The organism is Micromonospora sp. D93, from assembly GCF_018070365.1.
GTDB classification, from domain to species: Bacteria; Actinomycetota; Actinomycetes; order Mycobacteriales; family Micromonosporaceae; genus Micromonospora; species Micromonospora ureilytica.
Genome location: NZ_JAGPXW010000019.1, coordinates 1 through 16,637, shown reverse-complemented (window position 1 = coordinate 16,637; position 16,637 = coordinate 1). Strand labels below are relative to the sequence as shown.

The window sequence follows — 16,637 nt, the reverse complement described above, 5'->3', positions numbered from 1 at the left end:
TCAGGGCAGTTGCTCGATCTCCGTGGGCGCCTGGGCGCGGATCACCCCGATGTCGCTGGTGATCGGCACGTCCGGGAAGCGCTCGGACACCCGACGCAGGATCTCCTCCCGCCGGTGCGGGCTCTCCACCTCGCCGTAGAGCACGAGGGCGCGTTCCCGTCGGATCACGGTGATCCCCTGTTCGGCGACGGCGGGGTCCTCGACGAGCAGCCGTTGGATCTCCGCTTCGACGTACTCGTCCGGTGGCCCGGCGCCGATGTCGCGATGATGGGTCACGATGTCCCCTCTCCTGGCTGGGTGCCGGCGTCCGGCACCACCTCCAGCCGGTCCAGCAGCACCAGGAACGCCTCGGCGTACGGCGAGTGCTGCGTCTCCTTGCGTACCCGTTCCCAGTCGATCTGCTCCCGCAGCGAGCGGGCCAGCGGCAGGCCGCGGGCGAAGTCGCAGTAGTGCTGGGAGAAGCTGAGCAGTTTGTGCACCATCAGCTGGGTGGCGGACAGCACCGGCATGTGGATCGCGTCCACCGGCCGGACGACAGTGTCGGCGAACGTCTCCTCGGTCACCGGTGTCTCGATCGGCCGGTGGATCAGGTCCACCATCCGGCCGTCGTCGAACACCTTCACCAACCAGTCCTCGGGTGGACGCTCGGCCACGAAGCCGGCGGTCACCAGAGCCTCCAGCGCCTGTTCGACGTCGGCCTCCCGGATCAGGAAGTCGACGTCGTGGTCGCTGGAGTGGCCCCCGTGGGCGTAGACGGCGAAGCTGCCGCCCAGGGCGAACGGAATCTCGGACTGCTTGAGCACGGCGGCGACCTTCTTGAGGGTGTGCACAAGACTCTCGTCCCCGCGCTCAGCCATCTGGTTCCTCCGTCGTCGTGTTGGTGGACCGGCGGTTGGATTTCAGACTCCGGTACCCGGCATTCCGGTCGGCCACACCTGCTGGTGTCGCGGTCGGGCGTCAACAGGGATAAAGCACCACAAACCTCGCGGAGCAGGTGCGTGGGTCGGATAACCTGTGGAGAGTGGCCAGATCATCGGGGATGCGACGACGCAAGGCCCGATTGCGCACCGTCGCCCTGATCGGCATCGACGGTTCGGGCAAGACCACTCAGGCACACCGGTTGGCCGACGCACTGAACGCCGCCGGACGCCCCGCCACCTACCGCCGCAACGCCAGTGGCCGGCGCTGGCTCGGCCGGCTCGCCCACCGCCTCGGCCGGCCGGACGCGCAACGGCTCGTCGGGCGTGACGGCGTGCTGGCCGTGGAGTCGGTGCTGCGCTGGCTCGCCATCGCCATCGCCCTGCTCAGTTGTCTGCTCACCGGCCGGACGGCGGTGATGGACCGCTACTCGGCCTGCCAGTACGCGAGCATCCGGGCGCACGGCGGACAGCGCTGGGAGCGGCTCGCCCGCGCCGGTTACCGGCTGTTCCCGACGCCGCAGGTGACCTTCCTGCTCGCCGTCGACCCGGCAGAGGCGTACCGGCGCATCGAGGAACGCGGCACCGACCACGAGACGATGGGGTGGCTGACCGCCGCCGACACCGCCTACCGGGCACTGCCCGAATACCCCAGCTTCGTGCTGGTGGACGCGGGCCGCCCGGCCGAGGAGGTGACCGAGCAGATTCAGGCGCACCTGGAGACCTGGCTGCCGCCGGCCGCGCCGGCCGGGGATGACCTCGGCCCGGTGGTGGCTCAGGCCCGCCCGTAGACCGGAACGGTGGCGCCACTGGTCGGGGCGGACTCGGCCGACGCGAGGAACCGGATCACCGGCGCGATCTCGTCCGGGGTCACCCAGCGGGAATGGTCGGCGTCGGGCTGGGCCGCCCGGTTCGCCGGGGTGTCGATGACACTGGGCAGCACCGTGTTGCAGCGCACGTTCTGCGACCGGTACTCCACGGCGACCGCGTTGGCGAAGGCCAGCACCGCCGCCTTGGCCGTCGAGTAGCCGGCCGCGCCCCGGAACGGGGCGACCGCCGCGCGAGCCGAGACGCAGACCACCGCGCCGCCGCCGGACGCCACCAGGTGCGGCAGCGCGGCCTGCGTGACCAGGTAGGTCGGCCGCAGGTTGACGGTGAGCATCCGCTCGAACTCCTCGACCGGCGTCTCGTGCACCAACCCGCCGCTGGCGTACCCCCCGACGAGGTTGACCACCGCGCGCAGCGGCGCCGCCGGTTCGCCGGCGGCGGCCTCGACCGCCTGCGCCGCGCCCGCCGGGTCGCCCAGGTCCGCGACGACCCGGACCAGTCCGGCCGCCGCCGGCTCCGACCCGGGCCGGGCTCTCCGCTCCGGTACGACCACCCGCCAGCCCGCCTCGACGAACGCGGTGACGACAGCCCCGCCCAACCCGCCGAACCCCCCGGTAACCAAAACGCTGCGCACAACCATGCCCCCAAGCTAGCGCCCCCCACCCCACCCTCCGTCGATCATGAAGTTGTTGCCGTGACACGCCGCGTTGAGTGACAACAACTTCATGATCGAGGTCTGCCCTGGGCAGAGGGGGTGGGTGGTTTCGGCCTTGGGGGCGCAGGATCGGTTTATGCGGATCCTTGTTCTGGGTGGCACTCGATTCCTCGGCCGGGCTACGGCCAAGCTCGCCGTCGAGCAGGGTCACGAGGTGACCTGTGCGGCCCGGGGCGTGTCCGGCGTCGTGCCGGCCGGGGCGCGATTCGTGGCGGCCGACCGCGATGATCCCGAGTCGCTCGTCCCACTCGCCGACGCGGGCTTCGACGCCGTGGTCGACGTGACCCGCCAGATCAGCCATGCCCGGCACGCGCTGGCCGCGCTTGCCGACCACGTCGGCCACTGGTCGCTCGTGTCGACGATCTCGGTGTACGCGGACCACACCACCCCGGGCCAGACCGCGGCGGACGCGCCGATCCTGGCCCCGGCGCCGCCGGACGTGGACGGGCCGATCGGTCCGGACCACCGCTGGTACGGCGAGTGCAAGGTGAGCATCGAGCAGCTGGTCCGGGAGTGGGTCGGCGAGGACCGTTCGTTCATCTGCCGGGCGGGGCTGATCGTCGGCGCGGAGGACCCGAGCGACCGTTTCCCGTACTGGGTGCGGCGGCTGTCGGCAGGTGGCGAGGTGCTGGCACCCGGACGCCCGACCGACCGGGTGCAGTTCGTGGACGTCGCCGATCTGGCGCGTTGGTTGTTGCACGCCGCGGGCGCCGGCCTCAGCGGCACGTACGACGGGACGGGTCCGACGATGTCCCGGGCCGATTTGTTGGCCGGGGTGGCCGCCGGGTTGGGCGTCGCCGACCCGCTCCTCACCTGGGTCGATCAGGAGTTCCTGCTGTCCCACGACGTACGCGAGTGGTCGGGGGAGCGGGCGCTGCCGCTCTGGGTGCGACTGCCGGAGACCGCTGGTCTGATGGACCGGGACGTCCGCCCGGCCCTGGACGCCGGGTTGACGGTCCGTCCGCTGGCCGACACCGTTCGGGCGACCGCGTCCTGGATGGCCGCGCATCCGACGGCCGTCCGGCAGGGTGGACTCGACCCGGCGGATGAGGCGGCGATCCTGGGGAAGTGGCAGGCTGTGCGGGACCGGTGATCCCGGCTGATCGAAGTTTCCCCCACCTCGGACAGTCATAGTTGACGCTCACGCCCTGTGAAAGTAAGTTTCATCCGTGGCGAAAAGTCCGAAGATTTCTGCGAGTCACGAGCCCGGTGGGCTGATCGTCCACATCAGCGGGCTGTTGCCATCGCTGTCGCCCGCCGAACAGCGGGTCGCCCGACTGGTCGTCTCCGACCCGGCGGCCGCCGCCCGGCGAACAATCACCGACCTCGCCACCGCAGCCGAGACATCCGAGGCGACAGTCATCCGGTTCTGCCGTTCGGTGGGCATGGACGGCTACCCCCAACTGCGCATCCGCCTCGCCGCCGAGGCCGCCCGGCGGATCGAGCCACCGGACGCCAGAGTGGTCGGCGGTGACATCCCGCCCGGTGCCGACATCGCCCAGATCATCGCCACCATCGCGTTCAACGACGCCCGCGCCGTCGAGGAGACTGCCGAACAACTCGACCCGGCCGTCTGCGAGCAGGTGGTCGAGGCGATCAGCGGTGCCGCTCGGATCGACATCTACGGCGCCGGCGCCAGCGGGTTCGTCGCCTCGGACTTCCAGCAGAAGCTGCACCGCATCGGCCGGATCGCGTTCTACTTCCCGGACGTGCACACCGCGCTGACCTCGGCCGCCCTCCTCGGGCGGGGAGACGTGGCGATCGGCATCTCGCACACCGGCACCACCTCCGACGTGATCGAGGTGCTGGAGCAGGCCCGTACCCGGGGTGCCGCGACAGTGGCGCTGACCAACTTCCCGCGCTCGCCGATCACCGACGTGGCGGACTTCGTGTTGACCACGGCGGCCCGGGAGACCACCTACCGCTCCGGCGCGACGGCCAGCCGGCTGGCCCAGCTCACCGTTGTCGACTGCCTCTTCGTCGGGGTGGCCGCCCGTAACCGGGCCCGGGCCCGCAAGGCCCTGGAGGCGACCGCCGAGGCGGTCCAGTCGCACCGGGTGGGTGCCAACCGGAGGCGGGCATGACGGCCGGTGCGGAGATGCCCGCACCGCCCGCTCGTCCGACCGTCCGGGTGGGCGCCCCCACCGAACGGCGCAACCCGCTCAGCGTCGACCTCGACCTGATGTCGACCCGGGACGTGCTCACCGTGATCAACGAGGCGGACCGACGGGTGCCGGCGGCGGTCGCCGCAGTCCTCGACGAGATCGCCACCACCGTCGACCTGGCGGTCGAGGCGCTTCGCGACGGTCACCGGGTGCACTACTTCGGGGCCGGCACCTCCGGCCGCCTGGGCGTGCTGGACGCGGCCGAGCTGGCCCCCACCTTCAACTCGCCCCGACACTGGTTCTGCGCACACCTCGCGGGAGGCCCGGACGCCATGTGGCGGGCCGTGGAGGACGCCGAGGACGACGACCGGGGCGGCGCGGTCGAAGCGGCCAGTTGTGTACGTGCCGGGGACCTGGTGGTTGGTCTGGCGGCCAGCGGACGCACGCCGTACGTCCTCGGGGCGCTTGCCGCAGCCCGCGCCAAGGGCGCTTCGACGGTGCTGCTCTGCGCCAATCCGGAGGCGGAGGCCGCCCGGTCGGTCGACGTGTTCATCGGGGTGGACACCGGACCCGAGGTGGTCACCGGGTCGACACGGATGAAGGCGGGCACCGCACAGAAGTTGGTGCTCAACACGTTCTCGACCGCCGTCATGGTGCGCCTGGGGCGGGTCTACTCGAACCTCATGATCGATATGGTGGCCACCAACGCGAAACTCCGCGGACGAATGATCTCGATCCTGGTCGAGGCCACCGGCTGCTCGGAGGACCTCGCCCGGCAGGCCCTCACCCAGGCCGACGGGGACCTGAAGACGGCGCTCGTCTCCCTCGTCTCAGGCGCCGAGATCGACGCCGCCCGGGCCGCGCTGGCCCGCTCGGCCGACCAGGTGCGCGGCGCACTCGCCCTGCTCGCCTCGTAGCGTCACCCGCCGCGGGAAGCGAACGGGGCCTCGGATTGTTCATCTGGCCGGGGGGTAATAACACCCCTGGATGAACCGACCGGTCCACCGGTGCGTATCTGGCAGTGACCAGGATCGCATCGCTGTGGTGACCCGGGTCGCTGTGCCCCCACGGCGGGCGGTGTTGCCATGGTGCCGTAGCCCGTACGTGGTGCCCAGTGGCGAGCCACCCGATGGGGTGCTGACAGCAAACATGGACCGTGCTCTCAGCTACTACTCAGGCATTCGTGACACTTTCGACTCACGACGAGGAATCCCCGACACGTCTCATCTGTTGTGTAGGTGTCAGCACCGATGGGCACAGCAGAAGTTACCAGGGGCTGACAGGTGTGGGGAATGGCAAGGAACCGGGCAACCGGCGCGAGCGAGGGGACCGTGGGCAACGTGGACAAGAACATCGGCATGCGAACCGATCAGGTCGCCGAGGAACGCGACCTGGTGGGCGTCTACCTGCACGAGATCTCCCGGACGCCACTGCTGGACGCCGCTCGGGAGGTGGAGCTCTCCAGGGCGATCGAGGCCGGCCTCTACGCCGAGCACCTGCTCGGCGAGGACGCCGTTCCCGCCGCTGTTGACCGGGCCGACCTGGAGTGGCTGGTCGTCGAGGGGCATCGGGCGAAGGACCTCTTCATCCGCGCCAACCTCCGACTGGTCGTGTCGATCGCCCGGCGCTACGTGCGCTCGGGGATGCCCATGCTGGACCTGATCCAGGAGGGCAACACCGGCCTCGTCCGGGCGGTCGAGAAGTTCGACTACGAGCGCGGCTACAAGTTCTCCACCTACGCCACCTGGTGGATCCGGCAGGCGATCAGCCGGGCGATCGCCCAGCAGGAGCGCACCGTCCGTCTGCCGGTGCACCTGGTGGAGGACGTCAACCGGATGCGCAACGTGGCGCGGCAGCTGACCCGTGAGTTGGGCAGCGACCCGGAGCCGGAGCAGATCGCCACCGCCCTCGGCGTCACCGTCGAGCGGGTGAACGAGCTGCGCCGCTGGTCGCAGGACACCGTTTCGCTGGACACCCCGGTCGGTGACGATGGCGACACCAGCCTCGGGGACCTGGTCGCCGACAGTGACGCGCCGTCGCCGGAGGACATCGTCCTCAGCGGTCTGGAGCGGCAGCGCATCGAAGGGCTGCTCAACCACCTCGACGATCGCTCCGCCGGCATCATGCGGGCCCGCTACGGGCTGGAGGACGGCCGGGAGCACTCGCTCACCGAGGTCGCGTCCCGGTTCTCGCTGTCCCGCGAGCGGATCCGGCAGCTGGAGATCCAGGCTCTCGGCCGGCTCCGCGAGCTGGCCCGGGCGGAGGGGCTGCAGGCAGCTTGACCTGGTAGCAATGACGGCGAACGGCCGGCGTCCGATAGGGGGACGCCGGCCGTTCGCCGTTGCCGATCGTGGTCAGCGAACCCGACCGTAACCCTGGATGGACATCATGTTCATGCCGCGCTTGAGCACGTTGCGACCGGCGCTCGGCGCGTCGATCACCTGGCCGTCGCCCACGTAGAGGGCGACGTGCCCGAGCCCGCTGTAGAAGACCAGGTCGCCGGGGCGTAGGTCGCCCCGCCCGATGTGGGCGACCGCACTCCACTGCATCCGCGTGTTGTGCGGGAGGGACCTCCCGGCCGCCCGCCAGGCCGCCGAGGTCAGGCCGGAACAGTCATAGCCGTTCGGCCCGTCGGCTGCCCAGACGTACGGCTTGCCGATCGCGCCGAACGCGTAGCGCACCGCCGTGCCGGCAGCACCGGACACGGCGGGCACGTTCTTCGCCTCGGTCGCTGCCGCCTTGGGCTCGGGTCGCTCGGTGGCGGCCCCGTACGCCTGCCGGCGCAGCTCGTACAGTTTGGCCAGGTCCTGCTCGATCTGCTTCTTGCCCGCCGTGAGCTGGCGAGCCTGCGCGGCCTGCCGGGCCAGGGTCGCGTCCAGGCGGGTCTTCTCGTCGAGCAGCCGCTGCTGGTCGGCCGTGAAGCCGGAGATGCTCTCCTGCCGCTGGCGGGTCAACTGCTCGATCGTGCCGAGCCGGTCCAGCAGTGCGGCCGAGCCGCCGGAACGCAGCAGGGCCTCCGCGGTGCGCAGGCCGCCACTCTTGTACGCGGTGGAGGCGAGCTGGGCCACGTCGGCCCGGCTCTGCTCGACCTGCTGTTCGAGTGGGCCGATGCGGGTCTGTAATCGGGCCACGGCGGCCTCGTTTGTCTTGATCTCCTCACGCAGTTTGTTGTACGACTCGACGACCCGCTCCAGCTCGGCCGAGGACGTCTCGATCTGGCGGGTCAGGTCGGCGGGGGACGGCTCGGCCTGGGCCACCGCCGTCGGGGTGATCAGCGCGGCCGACATGCCGACCAGCGCCACGGTGCGCAGCAGATTTCTCAGGGATGACAAGAGCGGAAGGCCCCTCTCCCACGGCCGCCGGGGCTGCTGACGCCCTCGACGACACCGGCCGGGGCCATCCGGGCGGACGGCACTGTGCCGGACCGGCTCGCCCAACCTAACCCGGGACTGTTGTCGCTCGCAGTTGAAGCAGGGGCGAAAGTTGGGAGAGTTGCGGGTCGTGCCCCTGGGTTGGGTGGCGTCATCGTGGCTGATGACGCCTAGGAACGACGGAATATGGCCGTTTTCGCGAGCTAGTGACGGATATGCGACCTTCGTCGTTCCGGGCGTATGCCGCCGGATCCCTGGTCGCCATAACCGACAAAACCCGAAATGGATGCTGTTTCTCGGCGATGTCACCCGTCGTGGCGAGCTGTCGGGAGCCCGTAAATGCCCAGGTCGACTGGCAGTGCCGCAACACAATGAAGTCCGGAGCCGGGAATCCCGTCGACAGACAGCGATGACTGCCACCGGCGGGTCCACTCGGCCAACCGTCCCCTGCGGGAGGAACCGTGAATCGTGAAGGCGCACAGACGCGACCGCCGCGAACGGTGCCGGGCGCCCGGTCGACCCTGCTGTACGCGCGACCCGGCATCATCGTGACCGTCGACCGGTTCACCGTCGGTCGGAACAGTTACCGGGTCGCCGACCTGACCCACCTGCGCACCACCCGGGGCCCGCACGACCGGATCGCCGTTCGGGCCGTCGTCATCACCGCCAGCATGCTCGGCGGTGTGGGGGTGCTCCTCGGCTTCACCGGCGGTCTGCAACGCCTCACCGCCGAGGCGTACCTGATCCTCGGCGCGGTGTTCCTGCTCCCGGCCGCTCTCGCCCTGGTCGGGGACCGCTGGCGCCCACCGCCCCACGAACTGTGGGGGTGGTACCAAGGGTCGGAGGTGCTGCTGTTCAGCGCTGACGACGAACGGCAGTTCGGCCAGGTCACCCGGTCGCTGCTGCGGGCCAGGGAGGTCAACCGCTACGGCGGTTGGGTCGACCCGCTCGCCGCAGCGGACCCGTGGCGGCCCAACCGCTGATCCGGCACGCGGTGGACCGGCGCCGGGCTCGCGTCGGCCCACCGGCCGTTCAGCAAGCTCAGTGAGCGATCGGCTCCGGCGCCCGTGCCTCCTGCGGCGCGGCCACCCAGGCGCTGACCCGGCGCTCGGCGTAGAACGAGACGAACGGCACGGTGCCGGCCAGCATCACCAGCAGCATCCGCTTCAGCGGCCAGTCGGCTCGGCGGCTCAGGTCGAACGCGGCCACCAGGTAGATCATGTAGAGGAAGCCGTGCGCCGGCCCGATCGTCTCCACGACGACCGGGTTGTCGAACGCGTACTTCAGCGGCATGCCGATCACGACCAGCAGGATCAGCACCACGCCCACGATCCAGGCGATCACGCGGTACCGGGTAAGGGCAGCGCCCACCTTCGTCCGTCCTTCCGAGCCCGGCTCAGCCGGGATAGTCACCGGGCCGGGCGCCCGGATTGGCGTTCAACCATGACAGGTAGTGGTTGTAGGCGGCCAGGTCGGTGTCCTCGACGACATCGCCGGTGGCCGGCACCCGGGACACGCGTACCGGTCGGCGTACCGCCGGTCGGGACCCGCTGGTGACCGCCGGCGCCGGCTCGACGGCCGGATCCGCTGGCGGCGCGTCGGCCTCCGCCGCCCTGCGTCGGGCCAGCTTCACCTCACGCCACCACACGTAGACCACGAAGCCGGCGAAGATCGGCCACTCGACCGCGTACCCCCAGCTCAGGCTGTTGCCGGCGGTGGCCCGGCTGATCTGCCACCAGCCCAGCCCGAGGAAGCCCACGACCAGCACGACCATGGCCACGTGGCGCGCGATCCACGCCGGGGTCCAGAGCCGCCTCATGGCATCGAGGGTACCGGGGGCGCTGCCGGTCTCCGACACCGTGTCGTAGTTGTCGCCTCGCCGGCTTGGTTTGGCATCACCACGCCTGGGCAATCGTCTAGACGCCAGCCCAAACGAGATCAAGGGGGGCGATCATGACCGGATCGGTACGTGAAGACGGTTTCGCGTCCAGCGGCAGCGCGGATATGAGCCCGGAGCAGCGGGTGCCCGAGTGGGGCGGCGATCAGCTCGCCGACCCGGCCGGCGCTTCCGCTCTCGACGGCGATCTGCTCGGCATCGACCCGACGGAGCTGACCGACGAGGACCTGATCCGCGAGATGCACAGCCTGCACCGCACCCGCCTGGACACCCTGCGGCACGCGGCGGACTCCGCACTCGCCAACCACCTGCGCCGCACGGCGGAGCTGGAGACCGAGTACCTGGCCCGCCACCCGGGTCGCGAGGTCGACCCCAGCCGCCTGCGGGACGCCTGATGGCGGCGCGCGCCGTGCGTGGCATGTCCGCGCCGCCCGAGGTGGTCTTCAGCACGGCCACCGACCCCGACCGGGCCTCGGCCTGGCTGCCGGAGCCACTACGTGGCGACGGCAGCCCCGCCGCCGAGATCAGCGGTGAGGAGCTGCGCGCCCGCTGGGGCGACGGCGACGACTGGTCCGCCGAGATCCGGGTCGAGCCGGCCGATTCCGGGGGCGCCCGGATCCAACTCGACCTGGCCGACGGGTCGGGCGGGTCCGGTCCGGACCAACTGGCCGACGAAGCGCTCGCCAACCTGGTGCGCGAGGTCGCTGACAACCTCCAGGCCGGCTGAGCCGGCCACGCGGGACGCCACTCACGCACCACCACGACATGTGAGGAGATCGGGTGAGCGACACTGGCCTGCGGCAGAAGGCGACCCGGCTGCGCCGGGCGTACGCGCCGCACGAACACCGGCCGCTCGGCGGCTACCTGGTGGCGATGGGCGCCTACGCCGGGGTGACCGGGGCTATCGCCGGCCTGGTCAAGGCGACCGGTCGGCCGGTGCCGGAGCGCCCCGCGCCGTCCGACGTGGTGCTGCTCTCCATCGCCACGCACAAGTTGAGTCGGTTGCTGTCCAAGGACGCGGTGACCAGCCCGCTGCGGGCGCCGTTCACCCGCTACGACCGCCCGATCGGCAGCGGCGAGGTGATGGAGCAGGTTCGCGACTCGGGCAGTCCGACCCGGCACGCCATCGGTGAGCTGTTGAGCTGCCCGTTCTGCCTGGCGGTCTGGGTGGCCACCGGGCTGACCGGCGGCCTGGTGCTCGCGCCCCGGCTCACCCGCCTGGTGGCCACCGCGCTGACGGCGGTCGCCGCTTCCGACTTCCTCCAGATGGCGTACGCGGCGGCGCAGCAGGCCGCCGAGGGCGGGCACGACGACGACTGACGAGCAGGACACGAAAGGGGGGCCGGCACACGTCGGCCCCCCTTTCGTACGTCCTCAGCGCTGCATGCCGGACCAACCGTGCGGCGACTCCGGCTCCCGTTCGTCCTCGTCCGCCCCGGTGATGATGTCCCGATCCACCGCCGTGCGGTCGTGCTCGTTGGCGAAGTCCGGCTCGGGCGTGGTGTCCCGGCCCTTCGGCGGCTGACCCAGCGCCGGCACCTTCTCGTCGTGATCCTCGTGGTGCGTCATGTCGGTGTCCCTTCTGCGGTAGCTCACCCGATGGAACCGCCCAGCAGGTCGCTGGCCTCGTCCACCGAGTACTCGCCCTCGGGAAGCGCGTCGATGCGGGCGAGCAGGTCCGGCGGGAGTTCGGCGGCCACCGCCTGGCGGTAGATCTCAGCCTGGGTGACCCGCTCCTGCGCCCGGAAGATGTCGTCGAGCAGGTCATCGAGGGCCTGGGTGTCCGGCTCGCCGGCCACGGATGCGTCGTCGGTCACCTCGATCAGCTACCCGGGGCGGAATCGGTCAAACGTCACCCCGGTGGCGGCCTGCGCTCTCGGTCGACAGCCCCGCGAACCCTCCTTTGCTCTGCACCCGCCCAGGCGACAGTCACGCTCGGTAGGTGGTGCGTGGGCGGGTGCGGAGCAAAGGGAGGCAAAGACGTAGCGGGGGCGAAGGAGGGCGAGGGTGATGTTGCTCGGCCCTCTCGGCCAGGCCGATCCGCTGGTGTTCGCCGAATACAGACAGCGCCGCCCCCGGCCTTGTGGGCCGGGGGCGGCGCTGGTGTCGGTGTGCAGGTCGCCTCTCGGCGAGTGGCACTAAGCGGCTCCAGCCGGACGGTATTCCGCGAAGGCTATTTAGGTGAGGCCCGGGGACACTGGACACACCGACACCCCTGTCAACGAGCCGACCCCCGCTCGTGTTCCGTGCGCTGAGGTGTTGGCGGTCACACAGTCGTCGGCAGCGTGGCCCGCCGGGCCCGCACGGCCGAGGCGAGGTGGTCGAGCACCTCGGCGGTGTCGTCCCAGCCGAGGCAGGCGTCGGTGACCGAACGCCCGTACTCCAGCTCGCGGGTCGGGTCGAGTTCCTGTCGGCCGGGCAGCAGGAACGACTCCAGCATCACGCCGGTGATCCCACGCTGACCGGCGGCCAGTTGCGCGGCCACGTCCGCGGCGACCAGCGGCTGGTTGCGGTGGTCCTTGCCGCTGTTGGCGTGACTGGCGTCGATCACCAGTCGCTCCGGCAGGTCGGCCGCGCGGAGCAGGTCGAGCGCACCGGCGACCGACTCGGCGTCGTAATTGGGCCGGCCGCCCCCGCCGCGCAGCACCAGGTGCCCGTCGGTGTTGCCCCGGGTGTGCATGATCGCCGGGGTGCCGGAGAAGTCGATGCCGGGGAAGACGTGCGGCACCCCGGCGGCGCGGATCGCGTCCACTGCGGTGCCGATGCTGCCGTCCGGGCGGTTCTTCATGCCGATCGGCATGGACAGGCCGGAAGCGAGCTGGCGGTGCACCTGGCTCTCCACGGTGCGGGCACCGATCGCGCCCCAGCCCACCGTGTCCGCGATGTACTGCGGGGTGATCGGGTCGAGGAACTCGCAACCCACCGGCAGGCCGAGGCGGAGCACGTCGAGCAGCAGCGCCCGAGCCAGCCGCAGGCCGGTGTTGACGTCCCCACTGCCGTCCAGACCCGGGTCGTTGATCAGGCCCTTCCAGCCGACAGTCGAGCGGGGCTTCTCGAAGTAGACCCGCATGACGATCAGCAGGTCGTCGGCCAGCCGGTCGGCTGCCGTCCGCAGACGCTGCGCGTAGTCGAGGGCGGCGGCCGGATCATGCACCGAGCAGGGGCCGACCACCACCAGCAGGCGGTCGTCCTCGCGGTCCAGTACGCGACCGACCGCGCGACGGCCGGTCAGCACCGCCGCCGCGAGCGGGGCGTCCAGGGGCAACTCGTGGTGCAGCAGGGCGGGCGTGGTCAGCGGCACGACACGGTCGATCCGCTGATCGCTGACCCGATCGGTCTCCGGGGTCGTCACGGTGGGCATCCTTCCGCCGACCGTGCCCGGGGCCGGTGCCCGGGACGAGCCGGCTGCTCGTACGCAAAAGGGCAGGAACGACAGCTCCTGCCCAGCCGGCTCGGTCCGTGGTGACGTCAGTTCATGGGGAAGTCACCGGCGTGCGAGCCGGCCGCATAAACCATCGATAGGAACGCGTCACCGGGCCAGCGTACCCGACCGGAGGCGGACACCCGGACTGTCGTCCCAAGATGCGGGGCGAACATCGCGTGCCGAGAGCGAGGTCGGGGTAACAGGGGTGCCATGACACACGAGCAGAGCGATCAGGAGCGGGTGGAGTCCCGCGCGCACCACCTCCTGCCCGAGGAGACGGCGGTGGGCAGCGACGACCCGGAGGCGCAGGCGGAGGCCATCCTCGCCGAGTCGGACATCCGCGCCGCGGACCAGAACGCCGCACCGGACACGGTGCTGGAACGTCGTACCTCGGATCAGACCGTGGCCGCTGTCGAACCCCCGGACTGAGCGGTCGCCCCGCGCGCCCGACGCGACCCCCGGTAGGTCGCTGAGCTGAGCACCGAGGCTGACCTGACCGACCAGCCGCCACGGCCCCACTGCCGACGGTCATTCCTCTCCGGTACCCAGCGCGGCGGCCCCGATGCCGCCCAGGTCGGCTCGCCGACCGACCGCACGTCACCTTTCCGCCTCCGAGATCGGATAGCGTCGGGGGCATGCCCGACAGTGGTTACCCCTGGCCCATTCAGACGTCCCGACTGGACAACGGCCTGCGCGTGGTGGTGAGTGAGGATCGCACCGCGCCCGCTGTGGCCGTCAACCTCTGGTACGACGTCGGCTCCCGGCACGAGCCGGCCGGGCAGACCGGTTTCGCCCACCTCTTCGAGCACCTGATGTTCGAGGGCTCCGTGAACGTGGCGAAGACCGAGCACATGAAGCTGATCCAGGGCTCCGGCGGCTCGCTCAACGCCACCACCAACCCGGACCGGACCAACTACTTCGAGACGGTCCCGGCCGAGCACCTGGAGCTGGCGCTCTGGTTGGAGGCCGACCGGATGGGCGGCCTGGTCCCCGCCCTCACCCAGGAGACGCTGGACAACCAGCGGGACGTGGTCAAGAACGAGCGCCGGCAGCGCTACGAGAACGTGCCGTACGGGGACGCCTGGCTGCGGTTGCTGCCGCTGCTCTACCCGCCGGGGCACCCCTACCACCACGCGACGATCGGCTCGATGGCCGACCTGAACGCCGCCGACCTCGCGACCTTCCAGGCGTTCCACCAGACCTACTACGCGCCGAACAACGCGGTGCTCACAGTGGTCGGCGACGCCACCGCCACCGACGTGTTCGCGCTCGCCGACAAGTACTTCGGCGCGCTGCCCGCCCGTGACGACATCCCGTCGGCGCCGGACGGCCGCAGCGTCCCCGCCACCGGGCAGACGGCCGTGGAGTCGGTCAGCGCCGACGTGCCGGCGCCGCGGGTGTACATCGCCCACCGCAGCTACCCGTTCGGCAGCCCGGAATACAACGTGATCACCGTGCTCGCCACCGTCCTCGGCAGCGGCCGGGGCAGCCGCCTCTACCAGCGCCTCGCCGACGGCGAGCGGATCGCACAGCCGGACCTGGTCGGGGCGTACGGGGTGGACCTCGCCCACGCCCCGGCGCCGCTGATCGCCACCGCCACCGCCCGTCCCGGAGTGAGCGCCGAGCGGCTGGCCCAAGGGCTGGCCGAGGTCGTCGACGAGCTGGCCACCGTGCCGGTCACCGCCGCCGAGCTGGACCGGGCGAAGGCATTGCTCAGCACCGGGTGGTGGCGTCAGCTGTCCACGGTCGACGGCCGTGCGGACCTGCTCGGCCGGTACACCACGCAGTTCGGTGACCCGGCCCGCATCGCCGACCAGTTGCCGGCCCTGCTCGCGGTCACCGCCGAGCAGATCGCCGAGGCCGCCGCCGACGTGCTCGCCACCGACCGGGTGACCCTGACCTACCTGCCCGAGGAGACCTCATGACGCTGATCGCCGACCGTCCCGGGCCGGGTGCCGCCCGCCCGTACCGGTTCCCGCCGGTGGTCCGCCGCACCGTGGCCGGTGGTCAGGTCGTCGCCGCGCACCTGCCGGGGCAGAACCTCGCCGTGGCCCTGCTGCTGCTCGACGTGGGCGCAGGCCAGGAGCCGGTCGGCAAGGAGGGCCTGTCCGGTGTGCTGGCCAAGGCGTTGGAGGAGGGGACCGCGCAGCGGGACGCCGCCGCGTACGCGCTCGCCGTCGAAGGGCTCGGCACCGCGTTGTCGACCGGCCTCGACTGGGACTCGTTCCAGGCCAGCGTGGTGATTCCGGTGGACCGGCTGAGCGCCGCCGTGGAGCTGCTCGCCGAGGCAGTCCGGACGCCCAGGCTCGACCCCGCCGACGTACGTCGGGTCCGCGACGACGAGGCGACCGCGCTCCGGATGGATTGGGCCAACCCCGGCCCGCGCGCCGACGCCGCCCTGCGGGCCGACCTGTTCGGCGCACAGAACCGCTGGGGACGGCCGATGCACGGCGACCCGGAGTCGGTTGCCGGGTTGGACGTGGAGGACGTGACGGTCTTCCACTCCGAGTGGTTCCTGCGCCCCGGCACCCTGATCGTCGCCGGTGACCTGGAACGCATCGACCTGGACGCCCTGGCCGCCGCGGCGTTCGCCGGCACCGGTGGTGGCCCCGCCGAGCGGGGCGGCCCCATCGAGGTGCCGCTGCACACCGGTCGACGGATCATCCTGGTGGACCGGCCCGGGTCGGTGCAGTCCACGCTGCGGCTGGGCCACCCGTCACCACACCGGGCGCACCCCGACTACGTGCCGGTGACGCTCGCCGGCACGGTGCTCGGCGGGGCGTTCACGTCCCGACTCAACCACCTGCTGCGCGAGGTGCACGGCTACACCTACGGCATCCGGGGTGACTTCGCCGCGTCGCGGCGGTTCGGCCGGTTCGCGGTCAGCTCCGGCGTGCAGACGGCGGTGACCGCGCCGGCCCTGGTCGAGGCGGTGGGCGAGATCACCCGTACCCAGGCCATCGGGGTTACCGAGGACGAGCTGGAGGTGGCCCGCTCCTGGCGGGCCGGGCAGCTCTCGGTCGAGTTGCAGAGCCCCCGGGCGATCGCCTCCGCGCTGACCACCCTGGTGGTGCACGACCTGCCGGACGACTACCACGCCCGGTTGCGCGCGTCGCTGCTCTCCGCCGACGTGGACCAGGTCTCCGCGGCGGCAGCCACCCACCTGCACCCGGAAGCCCTCACCCTGGTCATCGAGGGCGACGCCGCGGTAATCCGCGACGACCTGGAGTCCACCGCCCTAGGAACCCTCCTCCCCTAGCCCCGAACCCCCACCCCCTCCCCCTCCCGGCGCGCACCCCGCCCCCTCCCGTTGATCATGAAGTTGTTGTCACTTGCCGCGGCGTGTCGCGGCAATAACTTCATGATCGACGGGGGAGGGG

The 16,637-nt window shown here is 71.3% G+C and carries 21 protein-coding genes; 12 read left to right on the top strand and 9 right to left on the bottom strand.

Going from position 1 to position 16,637, the window contains the following annotated elements; all coding sequences use genetic code 11:
* The gene (locus KBX71_RS20825; RefSeq protein WP_124823215.1) at positions 1 to 276 is read right to left on the bottom strand and encodes a hypothetical protein; all 276 of its coding nucleotides are present in this window, start codon (positions 274 to 276) and stop codon (positions 1 to 3) included.
* Entirely contained in the window at positions 273 to 857 is a 585-nt protein-coding gene (locus KBX71_RS20820; protein WP_196929791.1) for a nucleotidyltransferase family protein, read from the bottom strand. Before KBX71_RS20820 ends, KBX71_RS20825 begins: the two co-directional genes overlap by 4 nt.
* Positions 858 to 1,039: 182 nt before the next feature.
* Here KBX71_RS20820 and KBX71_RS20815 point away from each other — a divergent pair, with 182 nt between their 5' ends.
* Entirely contained in the window at positions 1,040 to 1,708 is a 669-nt protein-coding gene (locus KBX71_RS20815) for a dTMP kinase (RefSeq protein WP_210819746.1), read from the top strand.
* On the opposite strand, the gene KBX71_RS20810 is transcribed toward KBX71_RS20815, so the two are convergent.
* A complete protein-coding gene (locus tag KBX71_RS20810; RefSeq protein WP_210819671.1) occupies positions 1,693 to 2,385 on the bottom strand; it encodes an SDR family NAD(P)-dependent oxidoreductase in 693 nt (230 codons plus the stop codon). The genes KBX71_RS20815 and KBX71_RS20810 overlap by 16 nt on opposite strands.
* 151 nt (positions 2,386 to 2,536) lie before the next feature.
* Between KBX71_RS20810 and KBX71_RS20805 the strand changes: the two genes are divergently transcribed.
* The 4 genes from KBX71_RS20805 to KBX71_RS20790 all read left to right on the top strand — a co-directional run bounded on the left by KBX71_RS20805 (position 2,537) and on the right by KBX71_RS20790 (position 6,847).
* Positions 2,537 to 3,553 carry an NAD-dependent epimerase/dehydratase family protein gene (locus tag KBX71_RS20805; protein ID WP_210819670.1) on the top strand — a complete coding sequence of 339 codons (1,017 nt, stop codon included), beginning with the start codon at positions 2,537 to 2,539 and terminating at the stop codon, positions 3,551 to 3,553.
* A 76-nt stretch (positions 3,554 to 3,629) separates the two neighbouring features.
* Positions 3,630 to 4,544 (top strand): MurR/RpiR family transcriptional regulator, encoded by a 915-nt coding sequence (locus KBX71_RS20800; RefSeq protein WP_124823035.1) that lies wholly within the window; start codon positions 3,630 to 3,632, stop codon positions 4,542 to 4,544.
* Positions 4,541 to 5,482: an N-acetylmuramic acid 6-phosphate etherase gene (gene murQ / locus KBX71_RS20795; RefSeq protein ID WP_210819669.1), complete on the top strand. Its 942-nt coding sequence runs from the start codon at positions 4,541 to 4,543 to the stop codon at positions 5,480 to 5,482. The genes KBX71_RS20800 and murQ overlap by 4 nt, the downstream gene beginning before the upstream one ends.
* Positions 5,483 to 5,857: 375 nt before the next feature.
* A complete protein-coding gene (locus KBX71_RS20790; RefSeq protein WP_196929796.1) occupies positions 5,858 to 6,847 on the top strand; it encodes an RNA polymerase sigma factor RpoD/SigA in 990 nt (329 codons plus the stop codon).
* 72 nt (positions 6,848 to 6,919) lie between these two features.
* Here the strand turns inward: KBX71_RS20790 and KBX71_RS20785 are convergent, their stop codons facing one another.
* Positions 6,920 to 7,897, bottom strand: coding sequence for a C40 family peptidase (locus tag KBX71_RS20785; protein WP_210819668.1), 978 nt, complete (start codon positions 7,895 to 7,897; stop codon positions 6,920 to 6,922).
* 500 nt (positions 7,898 to 8,397) lie between these two features.
* On the opposite strand from KBX71_RS20785, the gene KBX71_RS20780 reads away from it, so the two are divergent.
* Positions 8,398 to 8,919, top strand: coding sequence for a DUF6232 family protein (locus KBX71_RS20780; protein ID WP_196929798.1), 522 nt, complete (start codon positions 8,398 to 8,400; stop codon positions 8,917 to 8,919).
* A 58-nt stretch (positions 8,920 to 8,977) separates the two neighbouring features.
* Here KBX71_RS20780 and KBX71_RS20775 read toward each other — a convergent pair whose 3' ends face one another.
* A complete protein-coding gene (locus KBX71_RS20775; protein WP_210819667.1) occupies positions 8,978 to 9,307 on the bottom strand; it encodes a DUF3817 domain-containing protein in 330 nt (109 codons plus the stop codon).
* A gap of 25 nt (positions 9,308 to 9,332) precedes the next feature.
* Positions 9,333 to 9,755, bottom strand: a complete 423-nt coding sequence (locus tag KBX71_RS20770; RefSeq protein ID WP_205780261.1) for a hypothetical protein — start codon at positions 9,753 to 9,755, stop codon at positions 9,333 to 9,335.
* A gap of 131 nt (positions 9,756 to 9,886) precedes the next feature.
* On the opposite strand from KBX71_RS20770, the gene KBX71_RS20765 reads away from it, so the two are divergent.
* From KBX71_RS20765 to KBX71_RS20755, 3 genes are read left to right on the top strand one after another with little or no spacing between them, the layout of a single operon-like run.
* Entirely contained in the window at positions 9,887 to 10,228 is a 342-nt protein-coding gene (locus tag KBX71_RS20765; protein WP_372432775.1) for a DUF6158 family protein, read from the top strand.
* Positions 10,228 to 10,560: a hypothetical protein gene (locus KBX71_RS20760; protein WP_210819666.1), complete on the top strand. Its 333-nt coding sequence runs from the start codon at positions 10,228 to 10,230 to the stop codon at positions 10,558 to 10,560. The genes KBX71_RS20765 and KBX71_RS20760 overlap by 1 nt, the downstream gene beginning before the upstream one ends.
* Positions 10,561 to 10,613: 53 nt before the next feature.
* Entirely contained in the window at positions 10,614 to 11,153 is a 540-nt protein-coding gene (locus KBX71_RS20755; protein ID WP_210819665.1) for a DUF1360 domain-containing protein, read from the top strand.
* Positions 11,154 to 11,207: 54 nt separating this feature from the next.
* Here the strand turns inward: KBX71_RS20755 and KBX71_RS20750 are convergent, their stop codons facing one another.
* From KBX71_RS20750 to KBX71_RS20740, 3 genes are all read right to left on the bottom strand, one after another.
* A complete protein-coding gene (locus tag KBX71_RS20750; RefSeq protein ID WP_091405645.1) occupies positions 11,208 to 11,402 on the bottom strand; it encodes a hypothetical protein in 195 nt (64 codons plus the stop codon).
* A 23-nt stretch (positions 11,403 to 11,425) separates the two neighbouring features.
* A complete protein-coding gene (locus tag KBX71_RS20745) occupies positions 11,426 to 11,659 on the bottom strand; it encodes a hypothetical protein (RefSeq protein WP_231398081.1) in 234 nt (77 codons plus the stop codon).
* A gap of 440 nt (positions 11,660 to 12,099) precedes the next feature.
* Positions 12,100 to 13,194: a 3-deoxy-7-phosphoheptulonate synthase gene (locus KBX71_RS20740; protein ID WP_196929802.1), complete on the bottom strand. Its 1,095-nt coding sequence runs from the start codon at positions 13,192 to 13,194 to the stop codon at positions 12,100 to 12,102.
* Between the two features lie 273 nt (positions 13,195 to 13,467).
* On the opposite strand from KBX71_RS20740, the gene KBX71_RS20735 reads away from it, so the two are divergent.
* The 3 genes from KBX71_RS20735 (at position 13,468) to KBX71_RS20725 (ending at position 16,516) form a co-directional block, all read left to right on the top strand.
* A complete protein-coding gene (locus KBX71_RS20735) occupies positions 13,468 to 13,686 on the top strand; it encodes a hypothetical protein (protein ID WP_196929803.1) in 219 nt (72 codons plus the stop codon).
* Positions 13,687 to 13,892: 206 nt separating this feature from the next.
* On the top strand, positions 13,893 to 15,182 hold the full coding sequence (locus tag KBX71_RS20730) for a pitrilysin family protein (protein ID WP_210819664.1): 1,290 nt from the start codon (positions 13,893 to 13,895) through the stop codon (positions 15,180 to 15,182).
* Complete coding sequence (locus KBX71_RS20725; RefSeq protein WP_210819663.1) at positions 15,179 to 16,516, top strand: pitrilysin family protein; 1,338 nt, start codon at positions 15,179 to 15,181, stop codon at positions 16,514 to 16,516. Before KBX71_RS20730 ends, KBX71_RS20725 begins: the two co-directional genes overlap by 4 nt.
* Positions 16,517 to 16,637 lie beyond the last annotated feature (121 nt).

Excerpts from the sequence above, each read along its gene's own strand:
- KBX71_RS20725 (WP_210819663.1), top strand. The coding sequence starts at position 15,179 with ATGACGCTGATCGCCGACCGTCCCGGGCCGGGTGCCGCCCGCCCGTAC.
- KBX71_RS20740 (WP_196929802.1), bottom strand. The coding sequence starts at position 13,194 with ATGCCCACCGTGACGACCCCGGAGACCGATCGGGTCAGCGATCAGCGG.
- KBX71_RS20735 (WP_196929803.1), top strand. The coding sequence starts at position 13,468 with ATGACACACGAGCAGAGCGATCAGGAGCGGGTGGAGTCCCGCGCGCAC.
- KBX71_RS20810 (WP_210819671.1), bottom strand. The coding sequence starts at position 2,385 with ATGGTTGTGCGCAGCGTTTTGGTTACCGGGGGGTTCGGCGGGTTGGGC.
- KBX71_RS20770 (WP_205780261.1), bottom strand. The coding sequence starts at position 9,755 with ATGAGGCGGCTCTGGACCCCGGCGTGGATCGCGCGCCACGTGGCCATG.
- KBX71_RS20790 (WP_196929796.1), top strand. The coding sequence starts at position 5,858 with ATGGCAAGGAACCGGGCAACCGGCGCGAGCGAGGGGACCGTGGGCAAC.
- murQ (WP_210819669.1), top strand. The coding sequence starts at position 4,541 with ATGACGGCCGGTGCGGAGATGCCCGCACCGCCCGCTCGTCCGACCGTC.
- KBX71_RS20805 (WP_210819670.1), top strand. The coding sequence starts at position 2,537 with ATGCGGATCCTTGTTCTGGGTGGCACTCGATTCCTCGGCCGGGCTACG.
- KBX71_RS20815 (WP_210819746.1), top strand. The coding sequence starts at position 1,040 with ATGCGACGACGCAAGGCCCGATTGCGCACCGTCGCCCTGATCGGCATC.
- KBX71_RS20760 (WP_210819666.1), top strand. The coding sequence starts at position 10,228 with ATGGCGGCGCGCGCCGTGCGTGGCATGTCCGCGCCGCCCGAGGTGGTC.
- KBX71_RS20750 (WP_091405645.1), bottom strand. The coding sequence starts at position 11,402 with ATGACGCACCACGAGGATCACGACGAGAAGGTGCCGGCGCTGGGTCAG.
- KBX71_RS20730 (WP_210819664.1), top strand. The coding sequence starts at position 13,893 with ATGCCCGACAGTGGTTACCCCTGGCCCATTCAGACGTCCCGACTGGAC.
- KBX71_RS20820 (WP_196929791.1), bottom strand. The coding sequence starts at position 857 with ATGGCTGAGCGCGGGGACGAGAGTCTTGTGCACACCCTCAAGAAGGTC.